The 14,189-nt window shown below is 55.9% G+C and carries 11 protein-coding genes; 8 read left to right on the forward strand and 3 right to left on the reverse strand.

Annotated features, from left to right (window positions below):
- Together HNR64_RS03295 and HNR64_RS03300 are read left to right on the forward strand one after the other, a co-directional pair.
- The coding region (locus tag HNR64_RS03295) for a hypothetical protein (protein WP_204995125.1) at positions 1 to 855 on the forward strand (855 nt) is incomplete at its 5' end.
- A gap of 172 nt (positions 856 to 1,027) precedes the next feature.
- Positions 1,028 to 2,461: a hypothetical protein gene (locus HNR64_RS03300; RefSeq protein WP_204995126.1), complete on the forward strand. Its 1,434-nt coding sequence runs from the start codon at positions 1,028 to 1,030 to the stop codon at positions 2,459 to 2,461.
- Between the two features lie 44 nt (positions 2,462 to 2,505).
- Here HNR64_RS03300 and HNR64_RS03305 read toward each other — a convergent pair whose 3' ends face one another.
- Positions 2,506 to 3,447, reverse strand: a complete 942-nt coding sequence (locus HNR64_RS03305; protein ID WP_239547564.1) for a histone deacetylase family protein — start codon at positions 3,445 to 3,447, stop codon at positions 2,506 to 2,508.
- Positions 3,448 to 3,659: 212 nt separating this feature from the next.
- Here HNR64_RS03305 and HNR64_RS03310 point away from each other — a divergent pair, with 212 nt between their 5' ends.
- The 3 genes from HNR64_RS03310 to HNR64_RS03320 all read left to right on the forward strand — a co-directional run bounded on the left by HNR64_RS03310 (position 3,660) and on the right by HNR64_RS03320 (position 5,564).
- Positions 3,660 to 4,610 carry a M23 family metallopeptidase gene (locus HNR64_RS03310; protein WP_204995127.1) on the forward strand — a complete coding sequence of 317 codons (951 nt, stop codon included), beginning with the start codon at positions 3,660 to 3,662 and terminating at the stop codon, positions 4,608 to 4,610.
- Complete coding sequence (locus HNR64_RS03315; RefSeq protein WP_204995128.1) at positions 4,514 to 4,936, forward strand: polymer-forming cytoskeletal protein; 423 nt, start codon at positions 4,514 to 4,516, stop codon at positions 4,934 to 4,936. The genes HNR64_RS03310 and HNR64_RS03315 overlap by 97 nt, the downstream gene beginning before the upstream one ends.
- 67 nt (positions 4,937 to 5,003) lie before the next feature.
- Entirely contained in the window at positions 5,004 to 5,564 is a 561-nt protein-coding gene (locus HNR64_RS03320; protein ID WP_204995129.1) for a PhnA domain-containing protein, read from the forward strand.
- Between the two features lie 52 nt (positions 5,565 to 5,616).
- On the opposite strand, the gene HNR64_RS03325 is transcribed toward HNR64_RS03320, so the two are convergent.
- Positions 5,617 to 6,648: a DUF4382 domain-containing protein gene (locus tag HNR64_RS03325; protein WP_204995130.1), complete on the reverse strand. Its 1,032-nt coding sequence runs from the start codon at positions 6,646 to 6,648 to the stop codon at positions 5,617 to 5,619.
- A gap of 279 nt (positions 6,649 to 6,927) precedes the next feature.
- On the opposite strand from HNR64_RS03325, the gene HNR64_RS03330 reads away from it, so the two are divergent.
- From HNR64_RS03330 to HNR64_RS03340, 3 genes are read left to right on the forward strand one after another with little or no spacing between them, the layout of a single operon-like run.
- Entirely contained in the window at positions 6,928 to 8,715 is a 1,788-nt protein-coding gene (locus tag HNR64_RS03330) for an FAD-dependent oxidoreductase (protein ID WP_204995131.1), read from the forward strand.
- The gene (locus HNR64_RS03335) at positions 8,712 to 10,559 is read left to right on the forward strand and encodes a 2-oxoacid:acceptor oxidoreductase subunit alpha (protein ID WP_204995132.1); all 1,848 of its coding nucleotides are present in this window, start codon (positions 8,712 to 8,714) and stop codon (positions 10,557 to 10,559) included. Before HNR64_RS03330 ends, HNR64_RS03335 begins: the two co-directional genes overlap by 4 nt.
- Positions 10,559 to 11,611, forward strand: coding sequence for a 2-oxoacid:ferredoxin oxidoreductase subunit beta (locus HNR64_RS03340; RefSeq protein WP_204995133.1), 1,053 nt, complete (start codon positions 10,559 to 10,561; stop codon positions 11,609 to 11,611). Before HNR64_RS03335 ends, HNR64_RS03340 begins: the two co-directional genes overlap by 1 nt.
- A gap of 13 nt (positions 11,612 to 11,624) precedes the next feature.
- On the opposite strand, the gene HNR64_RS03345 is transcribed toward HNR64_RS03340, so the two are convergent.
- Positions 11,625 to 14,174 (reverse strand): TonB-dependent receptor, encoded by a 2,550-nt coding sequence (locus HNR64_RS03345; RefSeq protein ID WP_204995134.1) that lies wholly within the window; start codon positions 14,172 to 14,174, stop codon positions 11,625 to 11,627.
- Positions 14,175 to 14,189: the final 15 nt, after the last annotated feature.

A 14,189-nucleotide genomic window follows, 5' to 3' on the forward strand; every position in this document is an offset into this window, starting at 1 on the left:
CCGCTGGGTGACGCGTTGGCTCCGCTGCTAACTGCTGCAGGCGGTAGTGGGTTTGGTAATGGTGAAAATCTGGATCTGACGGCGCTGCAAGCACTGACTAATCAACTGTCTTCAGCATTTAACGAAGGTCTGGCCAATCTGCCCGCAGAAGTGGCTGACGCGCCAGTTCTTGGTGGTCTGCTGACTACCCTGCAAACGACCTTTAACGATTTGGACACGACTATTGGTGCCCTCGACGATGCCTCTGGCGACGAGACGGCTGGCGCTATCGCGACGACGCTGGATAACTTGCTAAGTAACCTGCTGACTCAAGTTGTTCCTGTCGAGTTCATCGAAGAGCAAGCTGGTCAACCGGGTGCGGTTAGCAGCCAGATTAAAGATGGTATCGGTCAGGTAACAGCGCAGTTGGACAACGGTCTTGGCGCGGTGCTGGACCCTGCATTCGGTGCATTGTTCGGTGGCGCTCTGGATCCACTGTTTAGCGGTTTGAACATGCTGCTGACACCGATTGGTGAGGCGATCACTGGCGGTCTGGCTTCAGGCGGCTCTGGCGCTGGCCCAACTGGCACACCTCTCGACGCCTTGCTGGCACCCCTGGAAGGTGTATTTGCTGCCCTGACTGGTGGCGGTAGTGGCGACGGCCTGACTGGCACACCGCTTGACCTGTTGCTCGACCCGCTGGCTTCAGCATTGGGCGGCGGTGGTTCTTGCCCCTTGGCAGAAACGCCTCTGAACCCGCTTTGCACCGTGGTTGATGGCCTGTTATCCGGTCTTGGTGGTGGCGGTAACCCACTGGATCTGTTGACAGATTTGCTCGACACCATTCTGGGCCCCCTGTTGGGCGGTCTGGGCTAAGCGCTTCGCGTCAGTGATGAAAAGGCGGCCAACAGGTCGCCTTTTTTTTGCCCGCGACTATGAATAACTCGGTTTTTCCGTACATCAAAAAAAGTGCCGTATTGGTTGAATAAAGCGTAGCGCCGTATGCAGTGTCTTTCTGCACCCATGGCGACTTAACGGAGTAAAGCCTATGTTGAAATTATCCTCTTTAAATCGCGCCTTTATACTGGCATTCAGTGTCAGTTTGGCACTTAGTGCCTGCGGAGGCTCGAGCAGCAGTAGCAGTAATAACCCCAGTAGTATTCCCGATGGCGGTAATGGCGCCGATGACGGCGGCTCCGGTGATGGGGGTAACGATGGCGGCGGGTCTGGGTCGGGTTCCGACAACGGCGGCTCAAATGATGGCGGAGATGAGACAACCCGTTATCAGGGAGTAGAAGGACCGCTGGATGTGATTCAGCAGCCCCTGTCTGAGCAGGTGTTTGGTGGCTTGGCGTCGGCAGCTGAAGGCACACCGTTAGAAGCCAGCATCAGTTGTCTGGATCAAGTCGTCGCGCAAGATACTGTAGATATTCTGGACGCAGTGCTCGCCGCCGTAAACCCCGAGTCGGCGGCGGATCCGCAGCAAGCCTTTGCGGCAGCGGCGGAGAATGTGCAGCTGGCGAGCAGCGAGCTACTGGCTGATCTGCCGGGGTTGTTAATGTCGCTTGCAGGGCAGGGCGATTGCGACGGTAGCGCTAGCCCTGGCGGTGACAATCCACTTGCCGGAACGCCTCTGGCTCCCTTGGGTGAAGCCCTTGCACCGCTGCTGAATGCCGGTGGTGGTGGCAGTGCTGATGGCGATCTCGACCTGACCGCACTGACCGTACTCACCGGCCAGTTAAGCGATGCATTCGAAGAAGGTTTGAGCAATTTGCCGGCCGAGGTGATGTCGGCGCCGGTCTTGGGTGGCGCACTGACAACCCTGAGTGTGACCTTCGCCGACCTTGATAATACCGTGGTGGCCCTGGACAGTGGCAACGGCGTATTGACGGCATTTCGCGTGTCGCAGACCGTTGAGCACCTGCTAAAAAATGTACTGACCGGCATTGTTCCAGTCACGTTTATCGAAGAGCAGGCCGGGCAGCAGGGTGTTGTGTCCGACCAGATCAATAGCGGTGTCGAGGCGTTAAGTTCACAGCTTCTCGGTGGTTTGGCGGTTGTGCTGGCACCCACCTTTGATCAGTTGTTTGGTGGTGCCGCAGCACAATTATTCGCTGGCGTGAATACTATTCTGACCCCACTGGGTGAGGTGCTGAGCGACGGTGTGAATGGCGGCGGTTCTGGCGCTGGTCCCACGGGTACGCCTCTCGATGCTCTGCTTGCTCCACTCGAGTCACTGGCGGCGGCGTTGCAGGGCGGCGGTAGTGATGGTGGGTTGACTGGCACGCCCCTGGACTTGCTGCTGGATCCCATTGCGTCGGCGTTAAGTGGTGGCGGGTGCCCGCTAGAGGGGACGCCGCTAGCGGTACTCTGTTCGGCAGTGGATCAGCTTCAGTCGGCAGTCTCCCAGCAGCCGGGGGCAGACCCGCTGGCACTGCTGACAGATACCCTGAAAGGTCTACTGGGTGGTTTGATCCCCTAAGCGTTTCGGCGACCCCCTGCAGGGCGGCTTGTTAGCCGCCCTTTTTATTGCTCTTGCAAAAAGCGGCGCTGGGCTTCTTCAACAACGATGGCGTGTCGTCTGGCCAGTGCCTTGCGATCATCGTCGTAGCCACCGCCAATGACCGTTGCCACCGGGATGCCCGCTGAGCGACAGCGCTCGATGACCATGCGGTCGCGCTGGCGAATGCCGTTTTCACTGACCTTTAGCAGGCCCAATGGGTCGCCGGCATAGATATCCACGCCAGCATCGTAAATCACCAGCTCCGGGCGGGCGCTGGCCAATGCCGTTTCCAGGGTGTCGCTGACGATGCTCAGGTATTGGTCGTCCTCACAGTTGCTGGCCACCTCAACATCCAGGTCGCTGCAGGCTTTGCGCGCGGGGAAATTTTTCGCACCGTGTACGGAGCAGGTAAAGGCGGCGGGCTCGTCGGCGAGAATGGTGGCCGTGCCATCGCCCTGATGAACGTCGCAATCAAAGATCAACAAGCGCTTCACCCGGCCCTGAGCAAGCAGGGCTTTAGCGGCGACAGCCAAGTCGTTGAATACGCAAAAGCCAGAGCCGAAGTCGCGATGGGCGTGGTGAGTGCCGCCGGCAAGGTGACAGGCGATGCCGTGGCGCAGGGCCAACTGCGCGGTCAAAAAGCTGCCATTTGGTGAGATCCAGCTGCGCGTAACCAAGCCCTGGCTCCAGGGCAGTCCCAGGCGCCGTGAGGCCTGTTTGTCCAGGGTATTGCTGGTGAAGCGCTTGATGTAGTCACTGCAGTGAGCGAGTTGCAACAGCTCGGGTCGGGCTTTTCCCGGCCGATGGACGTTGCTTGCAGAGAGAATATGTTGACCGGCTAAATACTGATTTAGCAGGCCAAATTTTTCCATCGGAAAGCGGTGCTTTTGATCAAAGGAATAGCTGTAAACAGGGTTGGTGACCAATGGCAGTTGCTTCATAGATGAGAGTAATCGTTCTGTCATTATTGGCACATATCGTGCGTTGCTGTTGGGCGAAAGCGCACCGCAACGGCCGTGGATCTGTCGGGTGGTGGTCGCGAAGATTGTCCCGTTGGTCAGTCTTTGTGTAGTATTGCCTCATTTTGCGCATCTCGCTCACCGTTTTGAGCGGGCGCACACTCCGGGGCGTCCCTACTAATTGCGCCCTAAATCGGTGCAGCGATGGCAGGTTGGCTATGCGGGATCACTACCAAATAACCGTTACGAGTTTTGAGCGAACGCGGCATTATCGCGTACCGCAATTTATTAAGCACTTTGCCACGGGCTTTGTCGCTGTGCTTGGACTGTTATTTGCCGGCGGTGTGCTGGCTATTTACGTACTCAGCAATAAGCTCGATGCAATGGACCAGGAGCTTTCTCGCCTTCATGTCCAGCAATCTGAAATTCGCGCAGAGAATACGGCTTTACTGCAAGAGCAGCAACGACTGCAAAATTCCGTTGAAGAAAAAGTGGCAGCCCTGTCGATGATGGGCGAGGAATTAGGCAGCATTGAGGCGATGATGGGCCTGTCTCCTAATCCGGATGCCGAGATTGAATTTCGCTTGGATACCGCAAGCCAAACAGCGCAGGAAAAGCGCTATATGCTCACCGCCATTCCCAGTGGCTACCCGCTGGAAGAGGCCAAGGTCACGAGCTTCTACGGTATGAGAAAGCACCCGGTATTGGGGAAAATGAAATTGCATGGCGGGGCCGATCTGCGCGCCCGCATTGGTACCCCGGTGTATGCAACGGCCAATGGTGTTGTGGAGTGGGCAGGGTACAACGATGGCGGTTTTGGAAAGATGGTGAAGTTGAGTCATAACTTTGGCTTTACCACGGTATACGGGCATTTAAGTAAGTCGACAGTGGCTGTTGGCGACTATGTAAAGCAGGGAGAGCTGATTGGTTACAGCGGGAATACAGGCTTGTCCAGCGCTCCCCATTTGCACTACGAAGTTCGCCACTTGCATCGGCGTCTCGCTCCGAGAAGTTTTATGGAGTGGTCGCTGGAAAATTATGACGGGCTTTTCACGCGCGAGGAGAGGATAAAGTGGGACTCATTAGCAAAAACAGTAAGAGATCAGATAGCCCTACCCGAACGACGATTATCGCTGCGGGGACCCATTTCGTCGGGGACTTCGAGTTAAAAGACAGCTTTCACTTAGATGGCTCGGTAGACGGCAATATCACCTCGCAGGCTGATGTGACCATCGGTGTGAGCGGGCATTTTAAGGGCGATATAAAAGCCAAGCGCGTGCTGGTGAGCGGGAGGCTCGATGGCAAGGTTGATGCCGACTACATTGAAATTGTGGCGTCAGGGCAGGTGAATGGCGATATCCGAGTGCGTGAGCTGGCCATTGAATCGGGGGGCCAGTTTATCGGTGCGAGCCATGTTAAAAAACACGATGCGCCGGTGCTGACTCCTGTCGACGCAAGTGCTGACGCAGACAGTAGCGACCGCGCGGCCGGCTGATAGTCACTACCTTCACCGCAGCGGTTGCAGATCGTTTATAATGCGCGGCTTTTGCTTGGAGGCAATCATGGCAATTGATCAGGCGTTGATGCAGCGCAGCCAGGGACAGTGCGAGCTGTGTGGCAGTAGTGATGGGCTCAGCGAGTATGAGGTTAGCGGTTCGGAGCAGCCAGCGTCGGTGGTGGTTTGTGGTGAATGCCTTGCGCAGATTGCCGGTGACGATGCCCTGCAGGCGGCGCGTTGGCACTGCCTGAATCAGAGTGTATGGAGCACTGAACCCGCCGTTCAGGTGCTTTCCTATCGAATGTTACATCGCCTGAGTAGCGAGCCCTGGGCGCAAGACCTGCTGGATATGGTGTTTCTTGATGAGCCCCTGCAGAAATGGGCCGATGCAGGGCTAGCCTATAGCGACCAGGTGACAACTGTTGACGCCAATGGTGCGGTACTTCAGGCCGGCGATAGCGTTACCCTGATCAAAGACCTTAACGTCAAAGGCACCAGTTTCACCGCCAAACGCGGCACTGCCGTTCGCAATATCTCCCTTAGCGATAACCCCGAGCATATTGAAGGGCGTGTCAATGGCACGCGCATTGTGATTATTAGTAAGTTTGTTAAGAAGTCCAGCTGAGTCTCGCCCGTGCTCCGGGTTAGAAGCCAAGAGCACGGGGTTGGTTGCGGCGCTAAACAGGGTTTGATTCTGCTTCCTGAGAAGGTTGCTCTTCAACGGCGACTTCGGGCTCCACGGTGAAGCTAACCGTGCTTTCTTCACCAGCAGTGACGGTGGTCGATTGCACTTCCGTGAAATCTATATCGTCATCAGTACCTGGCTCGTCATTTGCGGGTTCGCAGGTGTAGGCGACGCTGTAAGCCGCTTCGCGTGCTTCGACAAAGCCGATGGTGAAGGTAAATTCGCCGCTTTCGTTCTGCCCCACTTCGGCACTGGCAATAGGTCGCACCCCGGTTGCCAATTCGCTATCGAAGTAGTCCTCCGGCATAGCATCACCCGTTGTCAGGTCCTCATCGTAGAGATAAACCGCACCATTGCCCTCGTTTAAAAGGCATTCGGGGTGATTGACCACGGTCGAGCTGACAGAGCCGCTGATGCTGCCCACTTCGAGGTTATTTACCAGTCGTAATGCAGGCCGTAGCAGATAGTAGTCTTGGTTTGCCGGTTTGGTCAGGCCCTTGCGTAAGACAAAGTCGATAGTGAAATCTGACTTGCTTCCCGCGGCGATCGTGAAACCTGACACAAGTCGCAGAAACTGTGGGTTGCCGTTGGGGTTGCCATTTTGTTGGCCCGGAATATACAGGTCGGTTTCATTGCCGCCCTCTGGGGTGACGGTTGAGTTCGGGAAGCCGCCATCAACAAAAATACGCAGTTGGTTGTAGTCGCCGGGAGGGATGCTTGCCTCTGAGAGGATAGGTGTTGAAGCGTTACCGGTAAGGTCGAGCAGGTTTTCAATGGTAACGGGCTCATCGAAGGTGATGGAGACATCATTTTCGGAGCCAGACGCGGCTTTCAGGTCAATGCGTGTGAACGTGACTTTTACTGCCTCGACATCATCGACCGGGGCATCGGTCACAGAGAATGTCGTGGTGCTTGAGCCGCCAGAACCGCTAGAGCCTCCACCGCAGGCGCTCAACAGAATGGCGCTGGTAATGGCGATTGCCAGAGGTTTATAAAAAGGGGCTTTATCTTGTTGGGTCATCATTGCTCTCTCCAGCATTGCGTAGGTTTTATTGTCGCCTCCCTGCTGTTGGTGACAGCTTAATTTTGCGTCACACCCTGTTAGGTAAACCCTAGCCCAGAAAGTTCAGCGCTGCTCATGCTTTACAGAAGTTGTGTGGGTGCCTCCTCAAAAATTGATCGGTTATCGCCATTTATGGCGGTATTTTTCTGGTGAATTTTTAATGCCGCTATGCTGTAATCGCCACTAACAAGACGTTTTTGCTTCCTCAAACCCAAATAAGAATAGTATTTAGGGGGAACATTGAAACCGACCGATGTAAAAGACCCGGAGTATTTCCACAGGGTGGTGGATTGCCAATATGCCTGTCCTGCCCATACCCCCGTTCCCGAATATATTCGCCTGATCGCGGCTCAGCGCTATACCGATGCGTATATGGTTAACTGGGAGTCGAATGTCTTTCCCGGTGTGCTTGGGCGCACCTGTGACCGCCCCTGTGAACCCGCGTGCAGGCGTGGCAGGGTGGAAGAAGAGCCCGTTGCCATTTGCCGGTTAAAGCGCTTGGCTGCCGATAATAAGGCGGATATACAGGACCGCTTGCCGATCATCCCGAAAAAGAAAAACGGTAAGCGAATAGCCTTGGTGGGTGCCGGGCCAGCGTCGCTGACAGTTGCCCGCGACCTCATGCCCCTTGGTTACAACATCGACTTATTTGACGAGCAGCCAGCGGGCGGCGGATTCATGCGCAGCCAGATACCGGCGTTCCGGCTCCCTGAGTCGGTGCTGAATGAAGAGGTCGATACCATTTTACATATGGGGGTGGTCAGCCACTTTAGGCACTATGTCGACAGTTTGAAAGCGCTGCTTGAACAGGGCGATTACGATGCGGTGTTTGTTGGCAGCGGCGCGCCCATGGGACGCGATTTAGATATTTCTGGTCGCGAAGCCGCCGACGCGAATATCCACATTGGTATCAATTGGCTGGCCAGTGTGGCGTTTGGTCATGTGCAGACAGTTGGGCGCAGAGTGCTGGTACTCGGCGGCGGGAATACCGCCATGGACTGCTGCCGAACCGCCCGGCGTTTGGGAGGCGAAGACGTGCGCGTGGTGGTGCGCAGCCCCTTTGAAGAGATGAAGGCCTCACCCTGGGAAAAGGAAGACGCCCAGCAGGAAGGCATTCCGATCTACGATAACCATGTCCCCAAGGCGTTCCTTGTTGAAGACGGCAAGCTGGTTGGCATGCGCTTTGAGAAAGTGAAGGCCGTGTACGAAGACGGCAAGCGGCAACTGATACCCACCGGCGAGCCGCCTGTCGATATGGCCTGCGACGATGTGCTGGTCGCCATCGGTCAGCAGAATGCGTTTCCCTGGATTGAGCGCGATATTGGTATTGAGTTCGATCAGTGGCAATTGCCCGTTGTCGATAAGGACACCTTCCAGTCGACGCTGCCCAATGTGTTTTTTGGTGGCGATGCTGCCTTTGGGCCGGAAAATGTGATTACCGCTGTTGCCCACGGCCACCAAGCGGCGATTTCTATTGATCTGTTTTGCCGCGGCGAGTCGGTGACACAGCGCCCGCCGCCGGGGGTGACCTTGGTCAGCCAGAAGATGGGTATTCACGAATGGAGCTACGACAATCAAATTGAAGATGACGCCCGTTATCGTGTTCCCCATGCCAACCTGGATCAGGCATTGTCCGACCGCAGCTTGGAGGTTGAGTTAGGCTTTGATGCCGAAACAGCCTTTCACGAAGCGCAGCGCTGCCTGAATTGCGATGCGCAAACTGTCTTCACCGAGAAACTGTGCATTGAATGTGATGCCTGCTTGGATATATGTCCAACCAGTTGCCTGAGTTTTGTTGTTAACGACGACGAAGAAAGCACACTGCGTCAGAAACTGCGGATGCCTGCGAACAACCCTGATCAGGCCATTTATGTATCCGAGGACCTCGCAACTGGCAGGGCCATGGTTAAAGACGAAAATGTCTGCCTGCACTGCGGTTTGTGTGCCGAGCGCTGTCCTACTGCGGCTTGGGATATGCAGCAGTTTTATTACAGCGTCAGCAAAGCCGGCGAGGAAGTACAGCCATGAAGCGTATTGAAGCGGTCAATGATTTTGTCATCAAATTCGCCAATGTTAACGGCACCGGCTCGGCGAGTGCCAACAATATGTTTGCCAAGGCGCTGTTTCGTATGGGTCTGCCGGTAAGCCCCAAAAACATCTTTCCTTCTAATATTCAGGGGCTACCGACCTGGTTCGAGGTGCGGGTGAACGAGAAGGGCTTTCTCGGTCGCCGTGGTGGCATCGATATGATGGTCTGCATGAATCCGCAGAGCATGGCGAAAGACATCAAAGAATTAGAGTCCGGAGGTTACTTCCTCTATGACTCCAGCAAGCCTCTCGACCTGCGTTTACTGCGCAGTGATGTTACCTTCATTGGTATTCCGCTTCGCGACTTGTGCCGTCGGGAATTTAGCGATCCGCGTCAGCAGCAGCTGTTTCGTAATGTGGTCTATGTGGGGGCGCTCGCCGCGTTGCTGGATATCGAGTTTGATGTGCTTACCGGCCTGGTGGCCGACCAGTTTCAGGGCAAGGAAAAGCTGATTACTTCCAATGTGCGGGCCCTGGAGCTGGGTTACCACTACGCTGCGGAGAACATCGACTGCCCGCTGGGTATTCGCGTGGAGCGTCGCGACGCCGTCGGTGACGCGATCCTTATCGACGGCAACACGGCGTCGGCGTTGGGGGCCATCTATGGTGGCGCAAGCGTTGCGGCCTGGTACCCCATTACGCCCTCGACCTCGGTCGTCGATGGTTTTGATAAATACTGCAAGCGCTTGCGCATTGATCCTGCCAGCGGCAATAAGAACTACGCCATTGTGCAGGCTGAAGATGAGCTGGCGGCAATTGGCATGGTGATTGGTGCCAGTTGGAACGGTGCCCGCGCATTTACGGCAACCAGTGGCCCGGGAATTTCGCTAATGAGTGAGTTTTTGGGGCTGGCGTATTTTGCCGAAATTCCCTGTGTGCTTATTAATGTTCAGCGAGCCGGGCCATCTACCGGTATGCCGACGCGAACACAGCAATCGGATGTGATGGCTTGCGCCTATGCCTCCCACGGCGATACCAAACACGTGCTGTTGTTTCCGGCCACGGCGCAGGAGTGCTTTTCCATGACGGCGGAGGCTTTCGATTTAGCCGAAGAGTTGCAGACCCCAGTGATTGTGATGAGCGATTTGGATCTGGGCATGAATGACAGTATGTCGCCGCCGTTGAGCTGGGATGACCAGCGCGAATACCGGCGTGGCAAGGTGTACAGCGGCGAGCAACTAGAGGCGATGTCGGAACGCTTTGGTCGGTATCTCGATACCGATGGCGACGGTATTCCCTATCGCACCTATCCCGGTGCCCACCCCGAGAAGGGCGCATTCTTCACTCGCGGCACCTCCCGAGACGAGTACGCCGTGTACACCGAAGACAGTGCGCAATACGAATTGAATATGCAGCGCCTGCTGAAGAAATGGCAAACGGCATCCACCAAGGTGCCCAAAGCGGAGGCGTGCAATGCGAGCGGCGCTGCAGATGTAGGGGTGATTTACTACGGAACCAGCCACGAGGCAGCGCGAGAGGCGGTAGACAGTTTGTCGCGAGCGGGGATCGCCGTCGACACGCTGCGGTTAAAGGCCTTTCCCTTCGACGATGGTGTGGCCGCGTTTATTGATAGCCACAAGCAACTTTTTATTATTGAGCAAAATCGTGACGCGCAAATGCGCAGCTTAATCGTCAACGAATGCCTGGTATCGCCGCGTCGTTTAGTGCCTATTTTAAACTACGGCGGTATGCCGATTACTGCTCGGCAGATTGAGAGCGATATTTGCCGCCACCTTGACGAGAACAAAGTACAGCCGCTGCGCGCCGCCAAGGAGACCGTGTAATGACCTATTTACGCCCGAGTTTCCGCCATCCGGAGCAGCCGATTAACGAGTTGGGTTTTACCCGCAAGGATTATGAGGGCGCGCTGTCGACCCTCTGTGCGGGTTGTGGCCACGACTCGATTAGCGCGGCGATTGTGCAGGCCTGTTTCGAGTTATCCATCGCCCCACACAAGGTGGCCAAACTTTCCGGTATTGGCTGCAGCTCGAAGACACCCACCTACTTTCTCGGCAATTCTCACGGCTTCAACTCGGTTCACGGCCGCATGCCATCGGTCGCGACAGGTGCGAACCTGGCGAACCGCGACTTAATCTACGTTGGCGTCTCAGGTGACGGCGATTCAGCATCCATTGGTATGGGGCAGTTCACTCACGCCGTGCGTCGCAACGTGAATATGATGTACGTGGTCGAGAACAACGGCTGCTACGGTTTAACAAAGGGGCAGGACTCCGCGACCGCCGATGTTGGCTCGGCCAGTAAAAAGGGGGAGCCCAATCCCTTTGAGGCCATCGACCTGGCCAGCATCGCCCTGCAGCTCGGTGCCAGCTTTGTTGCGCGGAGCTTCTCGGGGGATCGCGAGCAACTCGTGCCGTTGATCAAGGCAGCGATCAGTCACCGCGGTTTTGCCTTTATCGATGTGATCTCACCCTGTGTCACCTTTAATAATAATCCGGCTTCGACCAAGGGTTATGAGTATGTGCGGGATCACTTGGCGGCGACGGGGACGGTGGATTATGTTCCGTTTAAGCAGGAAATTTCGGCCAGTTATGCCGAAGGTGAAAGCAAGGCGGTAACGCTGCACGACGGCTCAGTGGTGCAGCTTCGCAAGGCGGATCCAGAGCTGGACCTAAACAGCCGGCGCTCGGCGTTGCGCTTGATAAAGGATTACCGAGCCAAAGAGCAAATTCTCACCGGGCTGTTGTATATGGATGAGGATTCTCAGGACCTGCATGAAATTATCGGTACCAGCAAGACACCGTTGCAGGCCTTGACCGAGGCAGAGCTTTGCCCCGGTCAGAAGGTATTAGACAAGCTCAACGACAGTTTGCGTTGAGCTTGTCTGCGGCTTACCAGCGATAGGAGGCTTGCAGGGCGAGCGTCCGTGGTGGGTTGGTAAAGCCGTGGTGGCTGGTGGTGCCTGCGATGACTTTCTTGGCCACAGGGGTGTCAACTGCGTACAGCACTATCAGCTCGTCGGTGAGGTTTTTACCCAGCAGCGCCAGCTCCCAGGTGCCGTCTGCCGCAGACAGTGATACCCGGCCGTTGTACTGAATAAAGGCGTCTTGTTTTACGCGCTCATCCAGGTTTGGCGATGGGTGGTACTCGTCGCTGAAGATGGCATCCAGGTTTGCCCGCAGCATTAAGCTGTCACCCAGTGCGCTTTCGTATGCGAGCAATAAGTTGCCCGAGAAGTCGGCGGCATACTGGTTGGTTTTCCCGGAGTAATCGCAGTTGATGCCATTGGGGTTGTCGGGAATCTGGTCCTGAATACAGGTGCCGAATTCGTGGTTTTGAAACTCAAAGTCCAAAAACGCCAAGCCACCGGCAAGCATCAGGTTTTCACTCAGTGCGATACGGCCGTCGAATTCAATACCCTGGGTCACAGCGCTGGCGGCATTGCCGACATTGAAGCCCAGGGTGCCATCAAACACACTGACCTGAAGATCGTCGAACTGGGTGTAAAACAGTGCGGTATTCAGCTCGGCAACACCGTCGAACAAGGTGGTTTTCAAACCTAACTCGTAGGACGTGGCGCGCTCTTCCTCATACTCGAAGCTACCGATTAACACCTGCGGGTTAGGCCCAACGGCATTGGGGTTGCTCGGTGTGGGGTCGGCACTGGGCGAGGAGTTGGAGCGGGCATCGTAGCCGCCCGATTTAAAGCCTCGGCGAGCGGAGAAGTAGCTCATTGCCGCGTCGTTGATGTCCCACTGAATATTTACCAGCGGTGCAAACTGTGACTCGGTGCGCTTACCTTTTAAGTCGTGGCGTTCGGCGGCAAAGGTCACGGCGGCGGCGGTATCGGTTTCACCAATCGGCAGGCGAGAGCCATCCGGCAGCCCGAACTCTAGCTTTCTGCTGCCGCTTTTCTTCTCGTAGGTATAGCGGCCGCCCAGAGTCAGGCGCCAACTCGGGTTGATAATCCAGGTGCCTTGCATAAAGGCCGAGGCAATAATCGAGTCGCTTTTGAAATCGCGCGGTGAGCGAATATCGATCAGCGAGTTACCGGCATCGCCTATACCCAGTAGTTCAAAGCCGCTGCTGCCATTGGCGCCGGGGTCGATGTCGCCGCGTGCGCCGCCTTCAAGCAGGTCGGCAGCATTGATCAGCTGGGGAACCAGCGTGGAGGGCAGAACAATGGAGTCGAAAAAGTAGACATCGTTGTACTGGAAGTACGTGCCAGCGATCATGTCGAAGTTCTCGCCTGCCGGGGATATCCAGCGAAACTCCTGGCTGAACTGCTCGTATTCCTCTTCCATAACCACCTGGAAAAGGGGTGAGCCGGTAAAGTCGCAGTCACACTCCTCATCGTACTGGTAAGCCATGTAGGCGGTAATCGACGAGAAGGTGTGCCCATCTTTATACCAGTCCATATTCAGGGTGACGTTTTGCGTATCGTTATAGCTGAAGTCGCCGTTGGCGTGGCGCTTGCGATCGGCCTTGGTGTCGAGCACCGAGTCATCGGCCTGCATATTCAGAATAGAGCCGTTGTCCTGTAGTTGCAGCAGGTTGCGCACCGGCGCTGGCAGGGCAGCGAAAACGCCGCTGGCGGCGCCGAAGTCCGGGAATACGGTGTTGTTGAGAATCTCACCATAAGTGCGCCCGGTGAAGATAAAGATGTCTGAGTCAGAGGGCGTATCGTTAATAATCTCCGACTGACGACCCACCACATCGAAGCTGCCGATTTCCAGTTTCAGCATGGCCTTGAAGTCATCGCCTGGGTCCCAGCCGACTTTCAGTCGATAGGTTGCCTCGTCGCGCTCGGCCTCATCGCGGTCGAGAACCTGGTTTTCCACAAAGCCGTCGATCTGGCGCTGGCGCATTGCAAAGCGCATGCTCAGTGCGTCGGTCAGTGGGCCAGAGGCTACAAAGTCTATCACTCGCTCACCGAGGTCGGGCTCGTAGGTGCCCTGGATAAACAGCTCGGGTTCCTGGCTGGGCGAGGCGGTGCCGACATTAATGGCGCCGGCAATACTGTTTTTACCCAGCAGGATATTTTGTGGGCCACGCAATACTTCGACACGCTCGAGGTCGAGGAAGGGCGCGCGCGCCAGCTGGGCGCGGCCGTAGTACACGCCATCTACGTACATGCCAACCGATTGCTCAAAGCCTTGGTTTTCACCAGAGCCGATACCGCGAATATAAATGTCGGTACCGATGCTGGATTCGGTCATCGTAAAGTTGGGGACGTAGGCCTGCAGGTCTTCAATTTTTGCCAGCCCGGCTTCCATTAATTTCTCACCACCGATAGCGCTGACCGAAACCGGTACGTCTTGCAGGCTTTGCTCGCGCAGCTGCGCGGTAACGATAACTTCTTCCAGCTGTGCGGCAAAAAGCTGCGGGCTGTGGCAGAGTCCGATAGATAGCGCGCTGTATAGTGCAGTCTTTCTTATCATTATGGTTCTCCATTA

The organism is Spongiibacter marinus (assembly GCF_016906995.1).
Classification (GTDB): domain Bacteria; phylum Pseudomonadota; class Gammaproteobacteria; order Pseudomonadales; family Spongiibacteraceae; genus Spongiibacter; species Spongiibacter marinus.

Bases quoted from the DNA above. Each gene is read 5' to 3' on its own strand.
- HNR64_RS03320 (WP_204995129.1), top strand. From the start codon at position 5,004: ATGGCAATTGATCAGGCGTTGATGCAGCGCAGCCAGGGACAGTGCGAG.
- HNR64_RS03310 (WP_204995127.1), top strand. From the start codon at position 3,660: ATGCGGGATCACTACCAAATAACCGTTACGAGTTTTGAGCGAACGCGG.
- HNR64_RS03345 (WP_204995134.1), bottom strand. From the start codon at position 14,174: ATGATAAGAAAGACTGCACTATACAGCGCGCTATCTATCGGACTCTGC.
- HNR64_RS03300 (WP_204995126.1), top strand. From the start codon at position 1,028: ATGTTGAAATTATCCTCTTTAAATCGCGCCTTTATACTGGCATTCAGT.
- HNR64_RS03305 (WP_239547564.1), bottom strand. From the start codon at position 3,447: ATGACAGAACGATTACTCTCATCTATGAAGCAACTGCCATTGGTCACC.
- HNR64_RS03340 (WP_204995133.1), top strand. From the start codon at position 10,559: ATGACCTATTTACGCCCGAGTTTCCGCCATCCGGAGCAGCCGATTAAC.
- HNR64_RS03335 (WP_204995132.1), top strand. From the start codon at position 8,712: ATGAAGCGTATTGAAGCGGTCAATGATTTTGTCATCAAATTCGCCAAT.
- HNR64_RS03325 (WP_204995130.1), bottom strand. From the start codon at position 6,648: ATGATGACCCAACAAGATAAAGCCCCTTTTTATAAACCTCTGGCAATC.